The sequence below is a fragment of the Draconibacterium sediminis genome (genome assembly GCF_000949475.1).
Lineage (GTDB): Bacteria > Bacteroidota > Bacteroidia > Bacteroidales > Prolixibacteraceae > Draconibacterium > Draconibacterium sediminis.
The window spans coordinates 347,553-369,576 of record NZ_JRHC01000006.1 but is presented as its reverse complement, the minus strand read 5'-3'; the positions used below and the strand labels follow the sequence as shown (position 1 = coordinate 369,576).

At 41.5% G+C, this 22,024-nt stretch carries 12 protein-coding genes; all 12 read left to right on the top strand.

The window, feature by feature from the left end; translation table 11 throughout:
- The first annotated feature begins 462 nt into the window (after positions 1-462).
- The 12 genes from LH29_RS20470 to LH29_RS20415 all read left to right on the top strand — a co-directional run bounded on the left by LH29_RS20470 (position 463) and on the right by LH29_RS20415 (position 21,991).
- On the top strand, positions 463-2,325 hold the full coding sequence (locus tag LH29_RS20470) for a heparinase II/III domain-containing protein (RefSeq protein ID WP_045033149.1): 1,863 nt from the start codon (positions 463-465) through the stop codon (positions 2,323-2,325).
- A 96-nt stretch (positions 2,326-2,421) separates the two neighbouring features.
- On the top strand, positions 2,422-4,635 hold the full coding sequence (locus LH29_RS20465) for a polysaccharide lyase family 8 super-sandwich domain-containing protein (protein WP_045033148.1): 2,214 nt from the start codon (positions 2,422-2,424) through the stop codon (positions 4,633-4,635).
- Between the two features lie 54 nt (positions 4,636-4,689).
- On the top strand, positions 4,690-6,165 hold the full coding sequence (locus LH29_RS20460; protein WP_052671126.1) for a sulfatase: 1,476 nt from the start codon (positions 4,690-4,692) through the stop codon (positions 6,163-6,165).
- A complete protein-coding gene (locus LH29_RS20455) occupies positions 6,162-7,562 on the top strand; it encodes a BNR repeat-containing protein (RefSeq protein WP_045033147.1) in 1,401 nt (466 codons plus the stop codon). Before LH29_RS20460 ends, LH29_RS20455 begins: the two co-directional genes overlap by 4 nt.
- Before the next feature lie 27 nt (positions 7,563-7,589).
- Positions 7,590-9,641, top strand: coding sequence for an alginate lyase family protein (locus tag LH29_RS20450; protein WP_045033146.1), 2,052 nt, complete (start codon positions 7,590-7,592; stop codon positions 9,639-9,641).
- A 3-nt stretch (positions 9,642-9,644) separates the two neighbouring features.
- Positions 9,645-11,033 (top strand): BNR-4 repeat-containing protein, encoded by a 1,389-nt coding sequence (locus LH29_RS20445; protein WP_045033145.1) that lies wholly within the window; start codon positions 9,645-9,647, stop codon positions 11,031-11,033.
- Between the two features lie 20 nt (positions 11,034-11,053).
- On the top strand, positions 11,054-14,536 hold the full coding sequence (locus LH29_RS20440; RefSeq protein ID WP_045033238.1) for a sulfatase-like hydrolase/transferase: 3,483 nt from the start codon (positions 11,054-11,056) through the stop codon (positions 14,534-14,536).
- 68 nt (positions 14,537-14,604) lie between these two features.
- Positions 14,605-16,533, top strand: coding sequence for a heparinase II/III domain-containing protein (locus LH29_RS20435; RefSeq protein ID WP_045033144.1), 1,929 nt, complete (start codon positions 14,605-14,607; stop codon positions 16,531-16,533).
- A 23-nt stretch (positions 16,534-16,556) separates the two neighbouring features.
- Complete coding sequence (locus LH29_RS20430; RefSeq protein ID WP_052671125.1) at positions 16,557-17,759, top strand: alginate lyase family protein; 1,203 nt, start codon at positions 16,557-16,559, stop codon at positions 17,757-17,759.
- 219 nt (positions 17,760-17,978) lie between these two features.
- Positions 17,979-19,058: a mannose-1-phosphate guanylyltransferase gene (locus LH29_RS20425; protein WP_045033143.1), complete on the top strand. Its 1,080-nt coding sequence runs from the start codon at positions 17,979-17,981 to the stop codon at positions 19,056-19,058.
- 80 nt (positions 19,059-19,138) lie between these two features.
- Positions 19,139-20,440 (top strand): L-fucose:H+ symporter permease, encoded by a 1,302-nt coding sequence (gene fucP, locus LH29_RS20420; RefSeq protein ID WP_045033142.1) that lies wholly within the window; start codon positions 19,139-19,141, stop codon positions 20,438-20,440.
- A 297-nt stretch (positions 20,441-20,737) separates the two neighbouring features.
- The gene (locus LH29_RS20415; RefSeq protein WP_045033141.1) at positions 20,738-21,991 is read left to right on the top strand and encodes a cation:proton antiporter domain-containing protein; all 1,254 of its coding nucleotides are present in this window, start codon (positions 20,738-20,740) and stop codon (positions 21,989-21,991) included.
- Positions 21,992-22,024 lie beyond the last annotated feature (33 nt).

Genomic DNA, 22,024 nt, shown 5'->3' with positions numbered 1-22,024 from the left:
AGGCTAGAGGGCATCTCCAGATTTGAACACGAATAGAACATTGATTCTGAGTAGTTGTAATAACCCCGGATGACCTTGCAACAAGAAGAATGCCCTGTTGGAAAAATCACGAATCTGATTATTTGTAGAAAACTGTTGTAATTACCATAAAGGGTTAAAGCCAATATGTTGCGGGACAAGCAGCAGGCCCCAAAACGAAAAACACACATGAGGACTGTGCGATACCGACGGTCCGGATAATGATTTCCTGACCATCCATTTTATGCAATTGCACAAAATCGTTTTATAACCATCCATAATAATAGGATCGAAAACAATCCAACTTCAGGTTTAGGAACTGAAATTTGGGAAGGAGAATTAAAGAGATTGAATATACTTTTAAAATAAAATAAAGAAAAGGATAGCTCATTAAAAATGACTTCCTATTTTTATAGTTAATACCAACTAACAAAACCAACTAAAATGAAAACTAAAATACATCTTGCTATTTGTTTACTCTGCCTGGCAGTTATATGGTCGGCAACTGCGCAGGAGAAGGAAGTTCCCTCGCTCGATAATCCCATATCAGTCCAGTATCTAAAAAAGAACCTTCGCAAATCGCAGCCGCGTTTGGTTTTAAATTCCCAAATAAAGAATAAGCTAAAAACAAAATTAAAAAACGATGAGCTTGTACAAAATATGTACAAAGCCATAAAACTTAATGCTGAAAGCATTTATGATGAACCTTTACTGGAAAGAGTTATGGTTGGTCGTCGTTTGTTGTCAACATCACGCGAAATGCTATGGCGCGTAAATATGCTGGGAATGGTTTATCAAATGGAAAATGATGAGAAAGCATTAAATCGTTTAAATAATGAAGTACTGGCTGTTTGCAATTTTTCGGATTGGAACCCATCACATTTTCTGGATGTGGCAGAAATGAGTATGGCCGTTGCTTTTGCCCTCGACTGGACGGAAGGAAAACTTCCTTCATCAACCATTGAATTGGCAAAAAATGCTTTAATTGAAAAAGGGATAGCTCCCAGTTGGCCGGAGAACGGAAATACTCCGGGCTGGGCATTCGGACATAACAACTGGAACCAGGTATGTAATGGCGGAATGATCGCTGCTTCTATAGCAATTGCAGAAAAAGACCCGGAACTCGCTGCCAAAACAATTAGCAGAGCTTTGGATGGTATGGTACAGGCTTTAAAACAGTATTCACCGGATGGGGTTTATCCTGAAGGTTCAACTTACTGGGGCTATGGCACCAGTTTTTCGGTGGTTACATCTGCCTTTCTGGAAAGCGCGTTCGGAAGCGACTTTGGTATTGCTGATTACCCTGCTTTTAAGGAGAGTGCAGTATTTCGGTATTTAATGAATACCCCATCGGGATGGTATTACAATTTTGCCGATTGCGGTGATAAAAGAGGCGCTGCCGGTGATGTTATTTTAGCCTGGTTTGCAAACAAAACAGGTAATTCTGAATTTTTCGAAGAAGAAAGGTTCCTGATGCCAGCAGAAGAAATGGGGAAACTATCCCGACTTGGTGGTGCAGCCTTGGTTTGGTTGTCGCAATACGAGGAGAAATCAGATGTAGAAATACCCCTCGCGTGGAAAGGTGACGGTTCAAATCCTATCGTAGTTTTTAAAGGTGATGACGAGCACAATTACTATTTCGGCGGAAAAGGTGGCCGAGCAACCACAAGTCACGGAAACATGGATGCCGGTTCTTTTATTTTTGAATTGAACGGCGTGCGTTGGGTTATCGATCCGGGCAATCAGGCTTACCACGAATTGGAGAAAACCGGATTTGATTTGTGGGGAAGCTGTCAGGATTGTCAGCGCTGGACGCTGCTCACCAAAAATAATTTCGGACACAGCACCGTAACCGTAAACAATGAACTTTTTGTAAACAACGGACAGGCAACACTTGAGCATTTCCAATCGGGCGAAAAACCACAGGCTATCTTTGATTTAACCGCAGTTTATGCCGGAAATGTTAACAGTGCAAAACGAACATTTACAAAAGATAGCCCGGTTTCGGTAGTTATAGAGGACGAAATTGAGATTTCGGAAAAAACACAATTCATTACCTGGCAATTGATGACCACTGCAGATGTGGAATTTGTTGAAGGTGGTGCCGTGTTAAAACAAGAAGGCAAAACTTTAAAACTTGAGAACCTTTCGCACCCGGAGTTGAGTTTGTCGCTTGTTTCACTCTATCCGGCTCCTATGGAATTGGATCGCCAGATTGAAGGATTAAAACGTATAGAACTAAGAATTCCGGCCTGGATAATAGAGGATGGTAAAACTGAAATTAAAATTAGGCTTTCGGAGAATTAGAAGAAAAATATTAAACGAGTCCTGAATTTTCAGGGCTCGTTTCCTGTTTGCTGATGGTCAGGTATGTAATATAGCTAATACAAACATTTTAAACGTATGAAAAGACTAACCGTAATAATACTATTCTTTTGCTGTGCTTCCTTTATGGCTTATGCGCAAAACGACATTCAAATTGTAAAAGAGCGCATTTATAAGGAGGTAATGAAACCGGAGGTTGATGATGCACAAATAAAGACACTGCTTCAAACCTTAAAAGATGATGGTACCTGGCCGGGAATTGATTATTCGAATGTTTCAAGAGAAGGTTTTGAGCACCGGCTTCATACGTCGTATCTAGTTTCATTGGCCAGGGCTTATAAAAACAAATCATCAGAATATTACAAAAAGAAAAAGGTAAAAGCAGCCATCGAATTAGGGCTTAAAAATTGGGTGGAGCACGATTATTTTTGCGAAAACTGGTGGCACAATCAAATCGGTACACCCAATTACATGGTAACGCTAATGCTGATTATTGGCGATGAGCTCGACAAGGAATTGGTAAACAAAACTCAACCGATAATTGGTAGGGCGCATATCAATGCCGGTGGTGCCCGACCGGGAGGAGACCGAATTAAAATTGCGGGTATTCAGGCAAAAAATTGTTTGTTTTTGGGCGACGATGAAAAATTTGATGAGGTAGTGCGTGTAATCGAAAATGAAATAAAGTATGTAGAATGGATAGGAGCAAAATACGGGTATGGCTTTCGGAAAATAGTAGGAGGATTTGAAAACCGGTCGTACGAAGGGCGTGGTATTCAGTTCGACAACAGCTTCCACCATCGTACTGACGGAGTTAACAATACATTGTCATATGGTTTAAGTTATGCAGCAGCATTTGCCGAATGGGCAGTTTACACTACCGGTACCAAATTTTCTTTTTCAGAAGAAAAACTTGACCAGCTGATTGATTACTTTTTGGATGGTATTTGCAAAACTTCGGTATTTGGAAAAGTTCCGGATGTTGGAGCCAAAAACCGCAGTATCAGCCGCGAGGGAGCTGTAAATCCATACGATGATGTTTTACCCTCGAAACTGATCTCGGTTTCAGATTACAGGCATATTGAGCTTCAGGAAATTATTGATGTTCGTAATAATCAGGCAAAGCCAACACTTGCGCATGCAACCTTTTATTGGGATTCAGAGCATTTTTCATTTCAACGGCCTGATTGGTTTGCCTCCGTACGGATGTACTCCACCCGTAACTACAACATGGAGCAGCCCTACAACAGCGAGGGATTTTTGAACCATCACCGTGGCGACGGAACAAATCATATTTCAGTTTCTGCCGATGAGTATAAAGGTCTTGCTCCGGTTATGGACTACCAAAAAATTCCGGGAACAACAGTTATGCAGAAAGAAGAAATGCCCGGTGCCAATGAATTACAAAAACTTGGGTTAACCGATTTTGTTGGTGCTGCAACCGATGGAAAATATGGTGCCGTTGCTTTCGATTTTAAAAGTCCTCACGATCCGTTAATTGCCAGAAAAGCATGGTTCTTTTTTGATAAGGAATATGTTTGTTTGGGAACCGGAATTTCTTGCTCAAACGCAGAACTGCCGGTGGTAACAACATTAAACCAGTGTATTCTTCGTGGAGACGTAATTCTTGCTTCCGGAGGAAAAAGTTCTGTTATTGAGAAAGGCGAAACGGAATATAAAAATGTCGACTGGATCTATCATGATAAGCTTGCTTATGTTTTTCCTGAGCCAACAACGGTACAACTGAAAAACAATATTGCAAAAGGTTCCTGGTATCGTATTAACCGGCAAACCGATTCTCCGAAAGACGAAATCGAACGCGATGTTTTTGAACTTTACCTGGATCACGGCAAACGTCCGAGCGAGGCTAACTATCAATACATTGTAGTGCCGGCACCCAATCTGGAACAGGTTCAGAATAATACATCAAAAAATAATATAACGGTTCTTCAAAATTCTCCTGCAGTGCAGGCGGTTTGGCAAAAAGAACTGCAAATGTGCCAGGCTGTTTTTTACAGCGAAGGAACATTAGAGGTGAATGACGATATTACGGTTGAATGCGGGAATCCGGGAGTGTTGATTGCAAAAACAGATGGGACGAAGATAACGGAAATTACCGTTTCTGACCCAGCCCGGAAGAATGCAAAAATGTTAGTTTCCATTCCCGGAAAAGTGAATGCCAAAGCAGCAAATCTTACTGTTTTATGGAATGAAGGTACCGGGATGAGTGATTTGCTTATCGATCTGCCAACAGGTAATTATGCCGGTAGCAGTGTAACCATTAAACTGTAACAAATGTATCGAATTGACGGATTAGAACTGCCGACAGTAATCTTATTTAATAAGATGAAGAACCGAATCATTTTTATCATTATCCTGACGGTAATTTTTGGGATTCTTACTTCCTGTTCTGAAAAAAGAGAGTCGCAACACCCGAATGTATTGTTTATTGCTGTTGATGATTTAAGACCCGAAATGAATTGTTACGGGAACAGTCAAATCGTATCGCCCAATATCGATCGACTTGCCGAAAACGGAGTTCTGTTTCAACATGCTTATTGTCAGCAGGCAATTTGTATGGCTTCGCGAGCCAGTATTTTTACCGGCTATTATGCAAATGCTTATCAAATTTACAGTTGTCGTTCTGTTGATGATTTAATGCCGGAAGTTTTGACGATCAATGAATTCTTTAAAAAATCAGGTTATGATGTTTTTGGAATCGGGAAATTATACCACCATCAGGAAGATCACCTGAAACAATTTGGTGAAGGCTGGCTGGAAACTCAAAAACTGGCACAAGGCGAAACTAAGGGCAGGGGGTATCTTACTTCAGAGGCTCAGGCAACTTTAACACCTGAAGGAAGGGGGCCGGCCTGGGAGAGTGCTGCTGTTGAAGATAACGAGTACCGCGATGGATTTTATGCCGACTGGGTTGTGAACAAACTTAACGAACTTAAAACTTCACAAAAACCCTTTTTCCTGGGCGTTGGTTTTCAGAAACCACATTTACCTTTTAACGCTCCAACAAAATATTGGGATTTATACGATCCTTCGCAAATAGAAACTGCCGATAATCCTTTTTTTCCGGAAAATGGTTCGCTTTACGGTAAACACAATTTTGGCGAATTGCGCAACTATACAAATATTCCCAAAGGTAATGCTGAACTTTCTGAAGAGATGCAGTTAAAACTTATTCACGGCTACCAGGCATGTGTGTCGTATACTGATGCCCAGATTGGAAGAGTGTTGGATGCACTGGAAGAAAATGGCTTGAAAGATAACACTGTTATCGTGCTTTGGGGTGATCATGGCTGGAAACTGGGAGAACACGGAATGTGGTGTAAACACACTGCTTTTGAAGTAGACACCAGGGGCCCTTTAATTATTTCTGCGCCTAATATCAAGAAGAACGTAAAAACAAATGCGTTGGCTGAATACGTTGATGTTTTTCCGACTCTGGCCGATCTATGTGGCTTTGAAATTCCTGTTCACCTGCAGGGAGAGAGTCTTTTACCGGTATTAACCGATCCTGAATCATCAGTGAAAGAGCAGGCATTTAGCATTTGGCCATCGTATCGGGGCGCAAGTAATGATAAATCGAAAAAGGTAATAGGGTATTCTGTTCGTACCCCAAAATTCCGATATACGGAATGGATTCGAATTGATTCAGGCGAGGTTATGGATAGGGATTTGTTCGACCATGCAACAGATCCCGATGAAAACAGAAACGTCGTGAATGATAAAAAATACGAAGATGAAGTACCTAAACTTTCTGAGATGATAAAAGATTTCCGCGAAAGAACTGAAAATATTGAGTTATGAATAAGTATATAAATCTGATATGGATTGTTTTTAGCGTAGTTTTTACAAGTTGTACGCCGTCCAAAACAGAAAAAGACATTATTATCGACGAAACTGCGCAAAACAAGTCGATTGTTCAAACCATAAAGATCGACAGTGTCTGGGCTGGTCATCCGGTTGGTTTTAGTTTATATACTCATGGTAAGCGGCAGTACATTGCCTATTACAATTCTAACCGTAATATGGTAGTCGGGCAACGGGATTTGACTGACGATCGTTTCGAGTTGCACACAATGCCGGCAACCACAAGAGAAGAATCCGGCGGAACCAGCACGGTTTTGGGATGGGATAGTCACAACTTTGTAACCATTGGTATCGACAAGGATGGCTACATACATCTTTCGGGAAACATGCACGTACATCCACTTACTTATTTTAGAAGCACTAAACCAAACGATATTACAACACTTGTTCAGGTATATGAAATGGTGGGAACCGAAGAAAACAGGTGTACCTATCCGCACTTTATGCTTACGAAGGAAGGCGAACTGCTTTTTCATTATCGTGACGGAGGTAGTGGAAACGGGAATGAGATTTATAATATTTATTCAACCGAAAACAAAAAATGGAAGCGGCTTTTGGATACTCCCTTAACCGATGGTCAGGGTTTAATGAACGCTTATCAGTCTCAACCCACTGTGTTGAAAGACGGGTGGTATCATGTTTATTGGGTTTGGCGGGATACGCCTGACTGTTCTACCAATCACGATCTATCGTATATGAAAAGCCCCGATCTGATTCATTGGTACAATGCCTTTGGAGAACCTTTGGAGCTGCCTGCAACCATTGATAAACGATCGGTGATTGTAGATCCGATTCCGGTAAAAGGAGGTATTATTAACCTGGCAGCAAAACTTTGTCTCGACGAAAAAAATAATCCTGTTTTTGTATACCATAAGTATGATCAGGACGGTAATCTTCAATTTTACATTGCACTTACAGAAAATGGAGAATGGACGCACAAACAGATAACTGACTGGGATTACAGGTGGGAATTTTCAGGTAATGGGAGTATAAATACCGAAGTAAGCATAAAAGGTTTCAACAAGCGAAACGACGGATATTACGAAGTGGATTACTGGCATAAAAAATACGGAAATGGCACCCTGCTTTTAAACGATAGTTTTGACGCTATAGGCAAGGTTTTAAAAGCTGAATCGTTGAACAGTGGTATCGAACTTGAAGGGAGTTTTCCGGGGCTGGATATTCGCACAACGGGAGATTTGGGAAGTAGCAGTGAGGAAAATACATCTTACATACTAAAATGGGAAACCATTGGTCGTAACCGCGATCGTCCGCGAGAGAAACCGTGGCCCAAAGCAAGTTGGCTGTATTTGTATAAGTTGAAGGAAAATTAAAATGCTAATCAGATAGACAATAGATTTATGAACTTCAGGGAAAAAATAGCACTGGTTTTTATTTTGGTGGTAGTAAGTTTAAATTACTCATTTGCACAAAAGTGGCAAGAGATTGAAACAGTGGATGACGTTTGCAAGGCCTATCCGGATCAAATGAAAACAATGCTGAATCAGTTTGATTTGAACTATCCGGGACTGGAAAAAGTGAAAGCAGCATATAATTCAGGTGATTTAGTTGCCGCATGTACTCAACTGTTGGACTATTACAAAAACGAAGAAACGATACAATATCTGAGAAGGGAACAACCCGAAATCTCGCGAAGAACAGACAATCTTGCTGATACTATTTTAACTGATGTTTTTGTTGTGCAGAATGTGCGGGGCAAAGTACCATGGGGAGATGACGGGCATCGCGACTGGTATTACAAAGGTCCAAACAATGATGAAGAGTGGGCCTGGTTATCGAACCGGCATGGCCAGATCAGCCACGTTTTTAACGTGTTCTTTGAAACCGGAAATCCAAAATACCTAGAATATATCGACTTGTTCCTGCGCGATTTTATTATAAAAAGCATGCCTTATCCGCAGAAAAAAAGCGGCACCTCGGTGTGGCGTGGTTTGGAAGTTGCTGCCCGGGTAAAAGTTTGGTCGCGAATTTTTTACGGAACCTTGAATAATAAAGATTTTTCAGATGCTACCCGGCTGTTAATGTTAAGCAGCTTGGCCGATCATGCGCATTACAATCGTAATTTTCATGCTCAAAACAACTGGTTAACCATGGAGATTTCAGCATTGGCAACGGCTGCAACCAATTTCCCAGAGTACAAAAAATCGTCAGAATATTTGGAATATGCAGCCAATACCATTAGCGAAAGTATGAAAGGACAGGTTTATCCCGATGGGGTACAAACCGAACTTACTTCGCACTATCACAACGTGGCTTTGCAGAATTTCGATCTGTTCAAAGAAATTTGTGATCGCGCCAATTATCAACTTCCCGTTTTTTTCAATAAAACCATCGAAAATATGTATCGTTATGCGGCTTTGATAATCCGCCCTGATGGCAATCGTATTTTAAATAACGACGGAGATTTGGGAAGCAATGTGCCGCTGATATTAACGGGAGCAGAGAAATACAATAAGCCGGAATGGGAATATATTGCTACAAATGGCAGTTCAGGAAGCAAGCCGGTTGACGGTCCGTCTTACTTTTTTCCGTGGGCCGGACAACTGATTTCCCGAAGCGGTTTTGATAAAGATGCGCACTGGTCGTTTTTTGATGTTGGTCCCTGGGGAAGCGGGCATCAGCATAACGATATGCTACACATTTCTGTTTCTGCCTATGGCCGCGATCTGCTGGTTGACGCCGGACGTTTTGCATACAGAGGCGAAGTGGCTGATAAATTCAGAGGATACGCAAGAGGCACTCAGGGGCATAATTCTGTTTTAGTCGATGGGAAAGGACAACTACCGGGAGTTAGTGTTGCTGAAAAAGCTGTTTCAGATGATCTTTGGGCAATTACACCAGACTACGACTGTGCATGTGGATCATTTGACAAGTATGAAGGTTTAAAAGAGGTGAAACACAATCGGGCGATAATGTATGTAAGAAATGAGTTTTGGGTAGTGGTTGACAGGATTGAAACCGATAAGCCCCGAGAAATTGAAACATTATGGCACTGGCACCCCGATTGTGAGGTTGAAGCAGATAAAAACGGTGTGCTAACTACAAAAAATGAAAAAGGAAACCTGCAGCTTATTCCTGTAGATAAAAATGATTGGAAAGTGGAGGAAATTGAAGGGCAGGAAAAGCCTGAAATTCAGGGCTGGTATAGCGAGGAGTACAACAAGTTTTGTCCGAATAAAGCTTTTGTGTATTCAACAGACTCCGGTAACGATGAATGTTTTGTGTGGCTTTTGTTACCTTCGGAAAAAGAAGCCCCAAAAGTTGCTGCAACGATTATTTCAAGAGATTCAACCAAGGTAAAATTAGAGGTAACGAAAGAAAACAAAAAATGGGAACTTGATATTCCATTTTCTAACAGTAGAAATGTGAATTTTGAGCTTACTAAATATTAGAAGATGCTAAAGATTATTCTAAGCCTGATATTTACGACGCTGTTTTTTTGGGGGAATGCGCAGTCTTTCTCGAGCAAAAAAGTGGATGGTTACCGGGCTATTTGGTTTGAGTTGGGACAAAAATATGCGGCTGGTGATAAATACTCCGGCGCATTGGGAACCTACACGGCCAAACACGTTCCTCTGGCCATTTATTCTGAAAAAGCAAACAAAACGTTTTTTGTATATGGTGGAACTACTTCGGAAAATGAGCGCCACCTGCTATGTATGATCGGAGAATATGATCACAAAACGGGTACGGTGGCCAAACCAACTATCGTCTGCGATAAAGATGGCGTAAACGATCCGCACGACAATCCATCAATTATGATTGATGATGAGGATTATATATGGGTATTTGTCAGTGGTCGGGGCCGGCATCGAATGGGGGTTAAGTACCGTAGTACAAAACCTTTAAGTATTGATGAATTCGAGAAAATTACCGAGGAAGAAATGACCTATCCACAACCATGGAATACTGATTTTGGCTATTTTCATTTTTTTACCAAATATACGGGAGTTCGTCAGCTTTATTTCGAATCGAGCAGTGACGGTAAAAACTGGACAGAAGATAAAATGTTGGCTGCCATTCCTGTAAACAAAGGAGAAAAATCGGGACATTACCAAACAAGTAATTGTTATAACGGAAAAGTTTTGGGAACCTTTTTTAACCGGCATCCTAACGGTGATGTAGATAAACGAACTGATTTATACTATGTGCAAACCGGAGATCTGGGGAAAAGCTGGACGACAGTTGATGGTATCAAATTGGATATCCCGCTTACTGATATAACATCGCCGGCACGTGTTGTCGACTATGCATCACAAAACAAAAATTTATACCTAAAAGATATGGCTTTCGATAACGATGGTAATCCGGCATGTCTTTATATCAGAAGTTCGGGGCACGAACCGGGCAGCGTAAGCGAGCCGTATGAATGGTGTGTTACCAAATGGAACGGAGCACATTGGCAAACATTTCGGGTAACGGAGTCGGATCACAACTACGATATGGGAAGTCTGTTTATACAAGGCAATACTTGGAAGGTTGTTGGACCTACCGAACCCGGGCCACAAAAATGGGGAGTTGGCGGAGAACTGGCTGTTTGGGTTTCGGATGATTCAGGGCAAACCTGGGCGATAGAGCGCCAACTGACGGAAAACAGTGTAATGAGCCATTCTTACGTACGAAAGCCGGTTAATTGTAAGGCGCCGTTTTGTTACTTTTGGGCCGATGGACATTCGCATGAATTCAGCAAGTCTGAAATATATTTTGGCGATTTTGACGGTAATATTTGGAAATTGCCATACCAAATGAAAGATGATTACGAAAAACCTGTAAAAGTTTACTAAACATGTTTAAAATTTCCTGGATGAAGTTGATTTTACTGATTGGATTTTTTCTGAATGGCTTGTGCATTTTTGCACAAACAACACAGAAGCCAAATATTATTTTTATTCTCACCGATGATCAGCGCTGGAGTGCCCTGGGGTATGCCGGGAATAAGATCATACAAACTCCGGAGATGGATAAACTGGCCGAAAATGGGGTTTATTTTTCGCAGGCAATGGTGACTACTCCAATTTGTTCTGCAAGTCGAGCGAGTATTTTTAGTGGGGTGCATGAACGTACGCATAAATACACTTTTCAAACCGGCCCGATACGTAACGAATTAATGGAAACCGCCTATCCGAAGCTGTTAAAAGAAGCCGGGTATTATAACGGTTTTTTTGGCAAGTTCGGAGTGAATTTTCAGGGAAAAGAAAAGATGTTCGATGTAATTGAAGATTACGACCGTAACAACAGCTTTCCTGATTACAGGGGCTATTATTATAAAACACTGGATGGTGATACGGTTCACCTTACCCGTTATACAGGCCAGAAAGCCCTTGATTTTATCGATCAGGCTCCGGCAGAAAAACCTTTTTGTTTGTCGTTGAGTTTCAGTGCACCACATGCCCATGATAACGCTCCCGAACAGTATTTCTGGCAGGAGGAGCCCGGAAAGTTGTATCAAAATATGGAAATGCCTGCTCCTGAACTGGCCGACGATAAGTATTTCAATTCCTTGCCTGAAGCGGTTCGACAAGGTTTTAACCGCACGCGCTGGCACTGGCGATACGATACGCCCGAAAAGTACCAACACAGTGTAAAAGGGTACTATCGAATGATTAATGGTATTGACCTTGAAATCGCAAAAATCAGGGAAAAATTAAAAGAGAAAGGACTCGAAAAAAATACAGTAATTATTTTGATGGGCGATAACGGGCAGTTTTTGGGAGAACGACAACTGGCCGGAAAATGGCTGATGTACGATAATTCGGTACGAGTGCCAATGATTGTTTATGATCCGCGCGTGAAGAAACACCGCGATATATCGGAAATGGCGCTGAATATTGATATCCCCGCAACTATTCTCGATCTGGCCGGTATAAAAGCACCCGATATTTATCAGGGCAAGAGTCTGATTCCGGTAGTTTCCGGAAAGGAAAAATCGCTGAATCGCGACACGGTTCTTATTGAACACCTTTGGGAATTTGCAAATATTCCTCCCAGCGAAGGAGTGCGTACAAAAGACTGGAAATACCTGCGCTACATCAACAATAAAACAGTTGAAGAATTGTATTCGCTGAAAGACGATCCAAAAGAAACAACGAATTTGGCAAAGGATGCAAAGTATAATAAAGTACTGCAGGAACTACGGACAAAAAACGATGAGCTTGTTCAGCGATACAAAGGTCCTTTATCAGGAGTGCCGTTTGGATTAACAGTGGAACTGATTCGTGAACCGAAATTTGCAAGGATTATCGACAGTAAACCCGAGTTTGGATGGATGATCCCCGAAGATGCTGTTACGCAGAAAGCTTACCAGGTGCTACTAGCATCAACCAGAGAAAATATCGACAACAATATTGGCGATATTTGGGATAGTGGCCGCGTAGCCGGCAGTCAGTCGGCAAACGTTGAGCCTGACTGCGATCCGCTAAAGGAAAATCAAACTTATTTTTGGAAAGTACGGATTTATGACATAGACAACCGCTTGTCGGAATACTCGCCAGTTCAGGAATTTACAACAGGAACATTTGGCGATAAAATATCTTCGGGTAATTGGTTTTTGGTGGAAAAGATAAAACCCGATGCTTTGATAAAGAATGCAGATGGAAGTTATTTTGCTGATTTTGGGAAAGCTGCTTTCGGAACGCTTTGTTTAAATTATTCGCCTAAAAAAGAACAGACGTTGAAGATCCGGTTAGGGGAGAAACTTTCAGATGGAAAAATTGATCGTGAACCCGGCGGTACCATTCGTTTTGCGGAATTACAACTAGATGTTAGGCCCGGAATATCAGAATACCAGATTGAACTTGTTCCTGACGAGCGAAATACGAAGTCGGTTGCCGTGGCTTTGCCCGATTCATTTCCGGTGATAATGCCTTTCCGGTATGTTGAAATAGAAGGGGCTGAAGATTTGGAATCCGGAGATTTAACTCAGGTGGCTTATTTTACTTATTTCAACGATCAAACAAGCTCGTTTACTTGTTCAAACGATATCTTAAATCAGGTATGGGAATTATGTAAATACTCGCAAAAAGCAACTTCGTTTGCGGGTTACTATGTGGATGGAGATCGCGAACGAATACCGTATGAAGCCGATGCTTATCTGAATCAGTTGAGTCATTATTCGGTGGATAATGAATATGCTATTGCCCGAAAGACCATCGAATATTTTATGGATTTTCCCACATGGCCAACCGAATGGCAACTGCATGTAGCACTGCTCTTTTATCAGGATTACATGTACACCGGAAATACCGAGCTTATTGAAAAATATTACGAGCCGTTGAAATATAAAACACTAATGATGCTTGACGATGAGGATGGTTTTATTAGCACCAAATCGCCAAAACTGAACGGTGAAGTAATGGCTCAGCTCGGATTTGCAGATACTACCCAACGTGTTCGCGATATTGTTGACTGGCCTCAGGCCGGAGGATGGGGAACAATGGGAGAAGACGATGGTTTTGTTTTTCGTCCGGTTAATACGGTCATTAATTCCATGTACTACCGAAATATGGAAATTATGGCTGAATTTGCGCAGTTATTGGGAAAAACCGAAGAAGCGCTCGATTTTAAACTAAGGGCTGCGAAAGTTAAAAAATCAATCAATCAAAAATTATACAACAAGGAAAAGGGATACTATACCGATGGAATCGGGACAGACCATGGTTCCGTACATGCCAACATGTTTCCTTTGGCATTTGGTGTGGTTCCTGATGAGTATAAAGAGTCGGTAGCTGATTATATGAAAACCCGCGGCATGGCATGCAGCGTATACGGCGCTCAGTATCTGATGGAAGCGGTTTACAATGCCGGAGCGGCTGATTATGGTCTGGAGTTGATGACTGCCACACACGATCGAAGTTGGTACAATATGATAAAAGTGGGATCAACTATTACAATGGAAGCCTGGGACATGAAGTACAAACCTAATTCCGACTGGAACCACGCCTGGGGAGCGGCTCCTGCAAACATTGTTGCCCGAAACATGTGGGGGATTCAGCCCAAAACACCGGGATTTGGAGTGGCAACTATACACCCTCAACTGGCTAATCTGGAATTTAGTTCCATTAAAGTGCCGACGATAAAAGGCCCCATTCAAGGTAAATATGAAAAGGTAAATAATCGTTTGTCGAAATACGTAATTGAATTACCGGCAAACATGGTTGGTGAGTTTAAAACTGATTTTCCTGAAAATGCGGAGGTGAGTCTTAACGGGCAAACCGTGAATCTGTCGTTTGGATCAATGCGTCTGGCACCGGGAGAAAACGAAATTTTAATACGGATCAATTCCTTTTAAATCTGAAGGTTGAACGAGAATATTTGTCACAAGTATACGAACCATACAAAAACTAAAACCTGATAATCATGAAAAAACTATTTATTCTTTTTCTTTTCAGCAGCTTAGTTATGAGCAGTTTTTCAAAAGAAAAAAGAGACATCCTTCAAAAAGAAGCAAGTGTAGTTGGAATAGAAAAAGTACTTATAGAGGATTTTTCAGACCTGGATTTTCCTACTTATAAAAGCAGAGATTTCTGGAATAATTTACCGGAGGAAATCCGGACGGCCTATATTAAGGAAGGAGAAGAATATCTTGATTATGATTGGCCGGTGGTTAAAGCAACCGATTATCTCGAGATAATTCGTTCGGGCGATCGTAGGCAGGAAGCCTATTCCGCACCACGCGCTGCATTAGTGGCTTCGGTAATGGCGGAGCTTACAGAAGGGCAAGGACGTTTTATTGACCAAATAATTAACGGCGTTTGGTATTATAGCGAACAAACCTGGTGGGGATGGTCGGCGCATCTAACGTCGCAAAAAGCGCCACATGGTTTGCCCGATGCCGATGAACCAACTATTGATTTAGGGGTTGGCGAAATCTCCAATATCCTTTCGTGGACCTGGTTTTTGTTTAAAGATGAATTTGATAAGGTGCATCCGCTTATCGCGAAACGCCTGAAAGATGAAATCATGAAAAAGGCGGTGATTCCGTACTACGAACGCAATGATTTCTGGTGGCAGGGGCTTGATGGAAGCCGCGATGTTAACAACTGGAATCCATGGACCAACCATAATATACTTACTTCGATTTTAATTCTGGAAGACGATCAGGATAAGAAAATTGCCGGGGTGGACAAAGTGGTACGGTCGCTCGATCAGTTTATAAATGTTTACCCGAATGATGGCGGTTGCGATGAGGGCCCTTCGTATTGGGGCAGGGCAGGCGCTTCTCTTTATCAAAACCTCGATCTTTTAAAACGTGCTACCAATGGCAAATTCGATGTTTTCGATAATCAGCTCATCAGGAACATGGGGAATTATATTTATAAAGCCTACGTAAATTACCCGTATTTTGTGAATTTTGCCGATGCCGATGCTACAACGGGAGGCCGACCACAGATAATTTACAGTTATGGAAAAGATATTGGCGACCCTGTTATGCAGAAGTTTGGCGCATTTCTCGCCGAAAAACAAGACTGGGGAGTTAAACCTCCGGGAGGAAAAGTGGATGAGCAGATTATGCAACTAATGTTTTTAAAAGAGATTGCGGATGTAGAAGCTGAAAATGCATTGATCAGCGATTTCTGGCTGCCTGAAACACAAGTGGCAGGTGCGCGCGATATGGCTGGCTCAACCGATGGGTTTTACTTTGCAGCTAAAGGCGGACACAATGCTGAAAGCCACAACCACAACGATTTGGGATCTTTTGTTTTGTACTTCGATGGCAAACCCTGTTTGGTAGACATAGGCCGCGAAACCTATACCGCAAAAACGTTTAGTAGCAGAAGATATGAGATATGGACCATGCAATCGGGCTATCATCAGTTGCCAAAAATAAATGGTGTTGATCAGAAAGAAGGCCGGAACTATGAAGCGAAGAATTCTACTTTTAGTGCCGATTCAAAAAAAGCAATTTTTTCTACCGATATCGCCGGTGCCTATCCTAAAGAAGCACAAGTAAAAAAATGGGTGCGCACTTATCGTTTGGACAGGGGAAAGAAATTTACTGTTTCCAATTCTTACGAGCTGGAAGAACTAACAGATAAACCTACCAGCTTGAATTTTATCACATCAGGAAAGGTAAGCGATAACGGTGATGGTACCATCAATCTGGCTGGAGACGAGTTTACGCTTCAAATGAAATATGATACAAAACTTTTTACTCCTAAAGTTGAGGTGATTCCTGTAACCGATAAAGGTTTAAAAAGGTATTGGGATGTGATTACCCGGATCATTCTGGAGTACAAAAATCCGAAAGTAAAAGGTAAAGACCAGGTAGTAATTACAAAGATTTAGTACAGTAATCCAATTCATTGTAAATGCAGCAACAAACCAACTATTATAAAGCAAACACTGTGATTTTGCTTCTCTTCGTTTGTATGTTCGGGCTATCCTGCTCACAGAAAAAGCAAGTACCGTACATTGCAGAAACGGAGCAGCAGTACATCATTAAAACGGCAACGGAATATTTAGATAGTTTGCCGCTTACAGTAACCGCTACTGTTTGTGAACGCAGTGCCGGCGGACCACACGATTTTTACTCCGAGGGCGACTACTGGTGGCCTGATCCGGAAAATCCGGATGGGCCGTATATTCGCCGCGACGGTCAAACGAATCCCGACAATTTTGTTGCGCACCGGCTGGCGATGATTCGTTTTAGCCAGATTCTAGGACGTGAAACATCGGCTTATCTGCTCACCGGCGATAAGAGATTTGCAGCGGCTTCGCTCAAACATTTGGAAGCCTGGTTTGTAAATCCTGAAACCAGGATGAATCCAAGTTTACTTTATGTACAAGCCATAAAAGGACGGGTTACCGGGCGGGGTATCGGAATTATCGATGCCATTCATTTAATTGAAGTAGCGCGCTCGGTTGAGATTCTGGAGCAAAACAGTGCTGTTGATCAGGAGAAAATTAATCAGATTAAGGCGTGGTTTGATGAGTTTGTTCAGTGGCTGACCACTCACCCGTATGGTTTGGACGAAATGAATACCAAAAATAACCACGCCACTTGCTGGATGATGCAGGTTGCTGCTTTTGCCCGGTTAACCGATAATGAAAAGGTACTGAAAATGTGCCGTGATCGTTTTAAGGAAATTCTGCTTCCAAATCAAATGGGAGAGAACGGATCGTTTCCATTGGAACTGGAACGTACCAAACCCTATGGATATTCATTGTTTAACCTCGACGCGTTTTTTACCACTGCTGAGATTCTGAGTGATGAAAACAACAATCTTTATGAATTTAGTACGGCAGACGGTAAAAACCTGGAGTTGGGAGCTGAATATTTGTTTCCCTTTGTTATGGACAAGTCCTCGTGGCCTTTGCAGCCCGATGTAATGTACTGGGAAGAATGGCCGGTTCGGCATCCGTTTTTGCTTTTTGCCGAAAAAGCCTATCAGAAAAAGGAATACATCGAGTTGTGGAAAACATTGGAAGGTTATCCTAAAACCCAGGAAGTAATCCGGAATTTACCCATTAGGAATCCGCTATTGTGGTTGCTTAGTGAACCGGTTCAATAAAGGTGATATAGAGTCGTTATTGAAGGATGTTCAACAGTTAATTGAAGAACAAAAAGCCGCGAAATAGGATTCGAATTAGCTGTTGTGTTTAAAATTTAGTGAGGTTGTAAGTAGCGCCTGAGAATTTTCTTAACAAAAAAATCAGCAGAAATTACCATTGTTTACTAGCGAAGTAATTTTAGATTCGTATTTTCATCCGTATTTTTAATTTTTAGTAATATGGATAAGATTTATACCCTGATCATGGCAGGTGGATCAGGAACACGGTTCTGGCCACGCAGTAAAACGGCAAAACCAAAACAATACCTGAATATTTTTGGCGAACAATCGCTGCTTCAGGACACCATTGAACGATTTGCAACTTTCACCAAAAAAGAAAATATCTACATAGTTTCAAGTGCTACACAGGCAAAAGTATTGGAGGAACAAACTCCGATGTTACCCAAAGAAAACCTGATTTACGAGCCGGTTGGCAGAAATACCTTGCCATGTATTGGTTTGGCGGCGATGTATGCCGAACGCGAAGATCCTGACGGCGTAATGGTAGTTTCACCTTCCGATCATTTAATTACAAATACTGCTTTGTTTGAAGACACGGTTTTGGCCGCTGCCAAAATTGCTAACGAACGCGATGGTATTGTTACACTTGGAATTACGCCAACATATCCGGCAACGGGCTATGGCTACGTACAAACTGCCGAAGATATTACCGGCAACGAAAAGATAAAGCAGTTTAAAGTGGAACGTTTTGTGGAAAAACCGGATGAAGCCACTGCAGCCGATTACCTGAAACAAGGTGGTTTTTACTGGAACAGCGGATTATTTGTTTTTAAAGTATCGGTTTTTCTGAAAGCAGTTGAAGAATTTGCCCCGGAGTTATATGCAGATTTACGCAAAATTCAGGCTGATTTGGGCAATCCTTCATATCCTGAAACGCTTGATTCCATTTACCGCGCTGTTGAGAGTATTTCGGTTGATTATGGCATTATGGAGCACGCCAAAAACATTTACCTGGTTGAAGGAAATTTCGATTGGAATGACCTGGGGAGCTGGGAGTCGGTATATCAAACCGATAAGAAGGATGAAAATGGCAATGCCGGAATGGGAGAGGCCATCTTCTTGGATGCAAAAAACTCGTACGTGTCTACCGACGATGGACTGGTTGCTGTGGTTGGCCTCGACGATGTAATTGTTGTGCGCGACGGAAATACAACCCTGGTTTGCAAACGCGATAATGCAGAGGATATTAAAAAAATTGTTGAACAACTAAAAGCTAATAATAAATCAGAGTACCTGTAGAAAGTTGTGCCCAGTAATGTTGCCGGGTAACTTGCTAAAACTGTACTAACTACCAGTATTTTAGTAAAACTATTAAACCAATGAATAAAACAAAACCAATTGTTGTGGACAAGAAAATTCTTGTTCCCTTTATACTTATAACCAGTTTATTTGCCCTTTGGGGGTTTGCCAATGATTTGACCAACCCGATGGTGGCTGCGTTTCAAACGGTAATGGAAATTTCCAACGCAAAAGCAGCTATGGTACAGTTTGCATTTTATGGCGGATATGCTACCATGGCGATTCCGGCGGCGTTAATTATAAAACGATATTCGTATAAAACCGGAATTATTGTTGGCCTGGCCTTATATGCCGTTGGTGCCTTGTTGTTTTTTCCTGCTGCACAATACGAAATTTTTGGATTCTTCCTCGTGTCGCTGTACATCCTTACTTTTGGTTTGGCTTTCTTGGAAACCACAGCCAATCCTTATATTTTATCGATGGGCGATCCGGCAACGGCAACACGTCGTTTAAACCTGGCGCAATCGTTTAATCCAATGGGATCGATATTGGGAATGTTTGTGGCCTCAAAACTCATTCTTTCGTCGTTGGAGTCGGATAAGCGGGATGCTACCGGAAACCTGATTTTTGATACTTTAAATGCAGCCGAAAAAGCAGCAATACGTACCAACGATCTGTCGGTAATACGCAATCCGTATGTGATTTTAGGGTTTGTAGTAATTTTAATGCTGATTATTATTGCTGTTTCAAAAATGCCGAAACGCGAAAGTGCTGATCATGAAATTCATCCGTGGCACTCGGCAAAACGATTATTCCGCAACAAAATATACCGGGAAGGCGTAATTGCCCAGGTATTCTACGTGGGGGCACAAATCATGTGCTGGACTTTCATTATTCAGTATGCTGATAATCTTGGGATTCCAAAAGCGCAGGCTCAGAATTTCAATATTATTGCCATGGCGATTTTTATCACCAGTCGTTTTATCAGTACTTTTTTAATGAAATACCTGAACGCCCGTTATATGTTACTGCTTTTTGCCATAGGCGGAATGTGTACAACGGCCGGAGTAGTTTTAATTCAGGGAATGATGGGCTTGTATTTACTGGTGGCCACGTCGGCTTTTATGTCGCTGATGTTTCCAACCATTTACGGGATTGCGCTTGAAGATGTTGGCGACGATGCAACGCTTGGAGCTGCCGGTTTGGTAATGGCAATTGTGGGCGGAGCATTAATGCCTCCACTGCAGGGTTTAATTATCGACCAGGGGACTATCGGGCCGCTTCCGGCAGTGAACTTTTCGTTTGTTTTGCCTTTTATCTGCTTTGTTGTAATTGCAATTTATGGCAAGAGAACATATAATGCATTTAAAAAAGCACGATAAGACCAAAGTGTAATGGTTACTTATAAGTCTTAAAGGAGGAAAACAATACGAAATTGATTGAGTAGTATAAAAAAGTGCGTGTACCAGATATCATTTGTCCCGAAATTACCTGTAACATCGGCAACATTGGTATATTTGATATGGAAATCTATCCGGATGGAAATATAATTTAATCAGCTACTCTATTAGTATTTACTGAGTATGAAGTGTTTCCGGCCGGGAGATTTAAGCTACAGATTTTCGTTAAAACAATTGCATAATCGAACTGTTTGTGTAACTTAAAACAAAGTTTTCTGTATGAATGCATACCTCTTTCTTATTGGCCTTTGTGTCATTATAATATTTTCTTTTTTCACCAATATGTTTTCGCGGAAAACCAATGTGCCCAGTGTGTTGATTTTAATATTACTGGGAGTTGGTGTGCAGCAGTTAATGACCTACTTTGAAATGGAGCCCGATTATTTCTGGGCACTCGAAGTACTGGGAATTGTTGGGTTGATCATGATCGTGCTTGAAGCTGCTCTCGACCTTGAGTTAAAGAAGGAGAACTGGCCAATCATTTGGAAATCGTTTACCATCGCTTCTTTGTCACTGGGATTAACAGCCGTTTCAATTGCATTTATCATTCAGTTTTTTATCCCCGAAATCAATTTCTTACCGGCACTGGTTTACGCGTTGCCACTTTCAATAATGAGCAGTGCTATCATCATACCAAGTGTTGCTAACCTTACAAAATACAAGCGGGAGTTTCTGATTTACGAAAGTACATTCTCTGATATTTTGGGTATTATGGTGTTTTACATGATTGTTGAAAACCTCCATGTTGAAGGGATGCGCCAGTTAAGTTTTGCCATTGGCAGTAACATTGTACTTACACTGGTAATTTCGGTGGTACTGTGTTATGGTTTACTATATATCATTCAAAATATTAAAGGCGATGCAAAGTTTTTCCTGTTTTTGGCGGTGCTGGTTTTGCTTTATGCCGTTGGAAAAATGTTTCATCTGTCGTCGTTAATTATAATTTTAATGTTTGGCCTTCTGTTACGTAATTACAAAGTTTTGCTTTTCGGAAGGCTCCGTGAGTGGTTAAACGATGCAAGAATTGATGGTCTTTTTGATCAGTTTAATATGATTACCACAGAAACCGCCTTTTTGGTGCGTACTTTCTTCTTCGTTGTTTTTGGGATGACTTTACCGCTTGCGTCGTTATTTAGCTGGAAAGTGTGGCTGATCAGTGTTATTTTCCTGGCTGTAACTTACATCTTACGTTTTGGCTTATTCTACGTGATTGAACGAAAAGATACGCTGCCACAAACCTTTATTGCCCCAAAAGGGTTGATTACCGTGCTGCTGTTTTTTGCCATTCCAGAATCGTTACGGGCCGAAAAATTTGAAGGAGCCGTATTGTTTGTGGTAATTATTGCCACCAGTTTAATTATGGCGTGGGCTTTAATTGCAAGTAAGAGTACAAATAGCAAGAATGGGGAAGAAGAGGTTAAGGAAAGTGATGAAGGAGAGAAGTCTGAGTATATTGAGATGCCGATTGACTAAAGACTGTTTTAATAAATATATAAAATAAAAAAG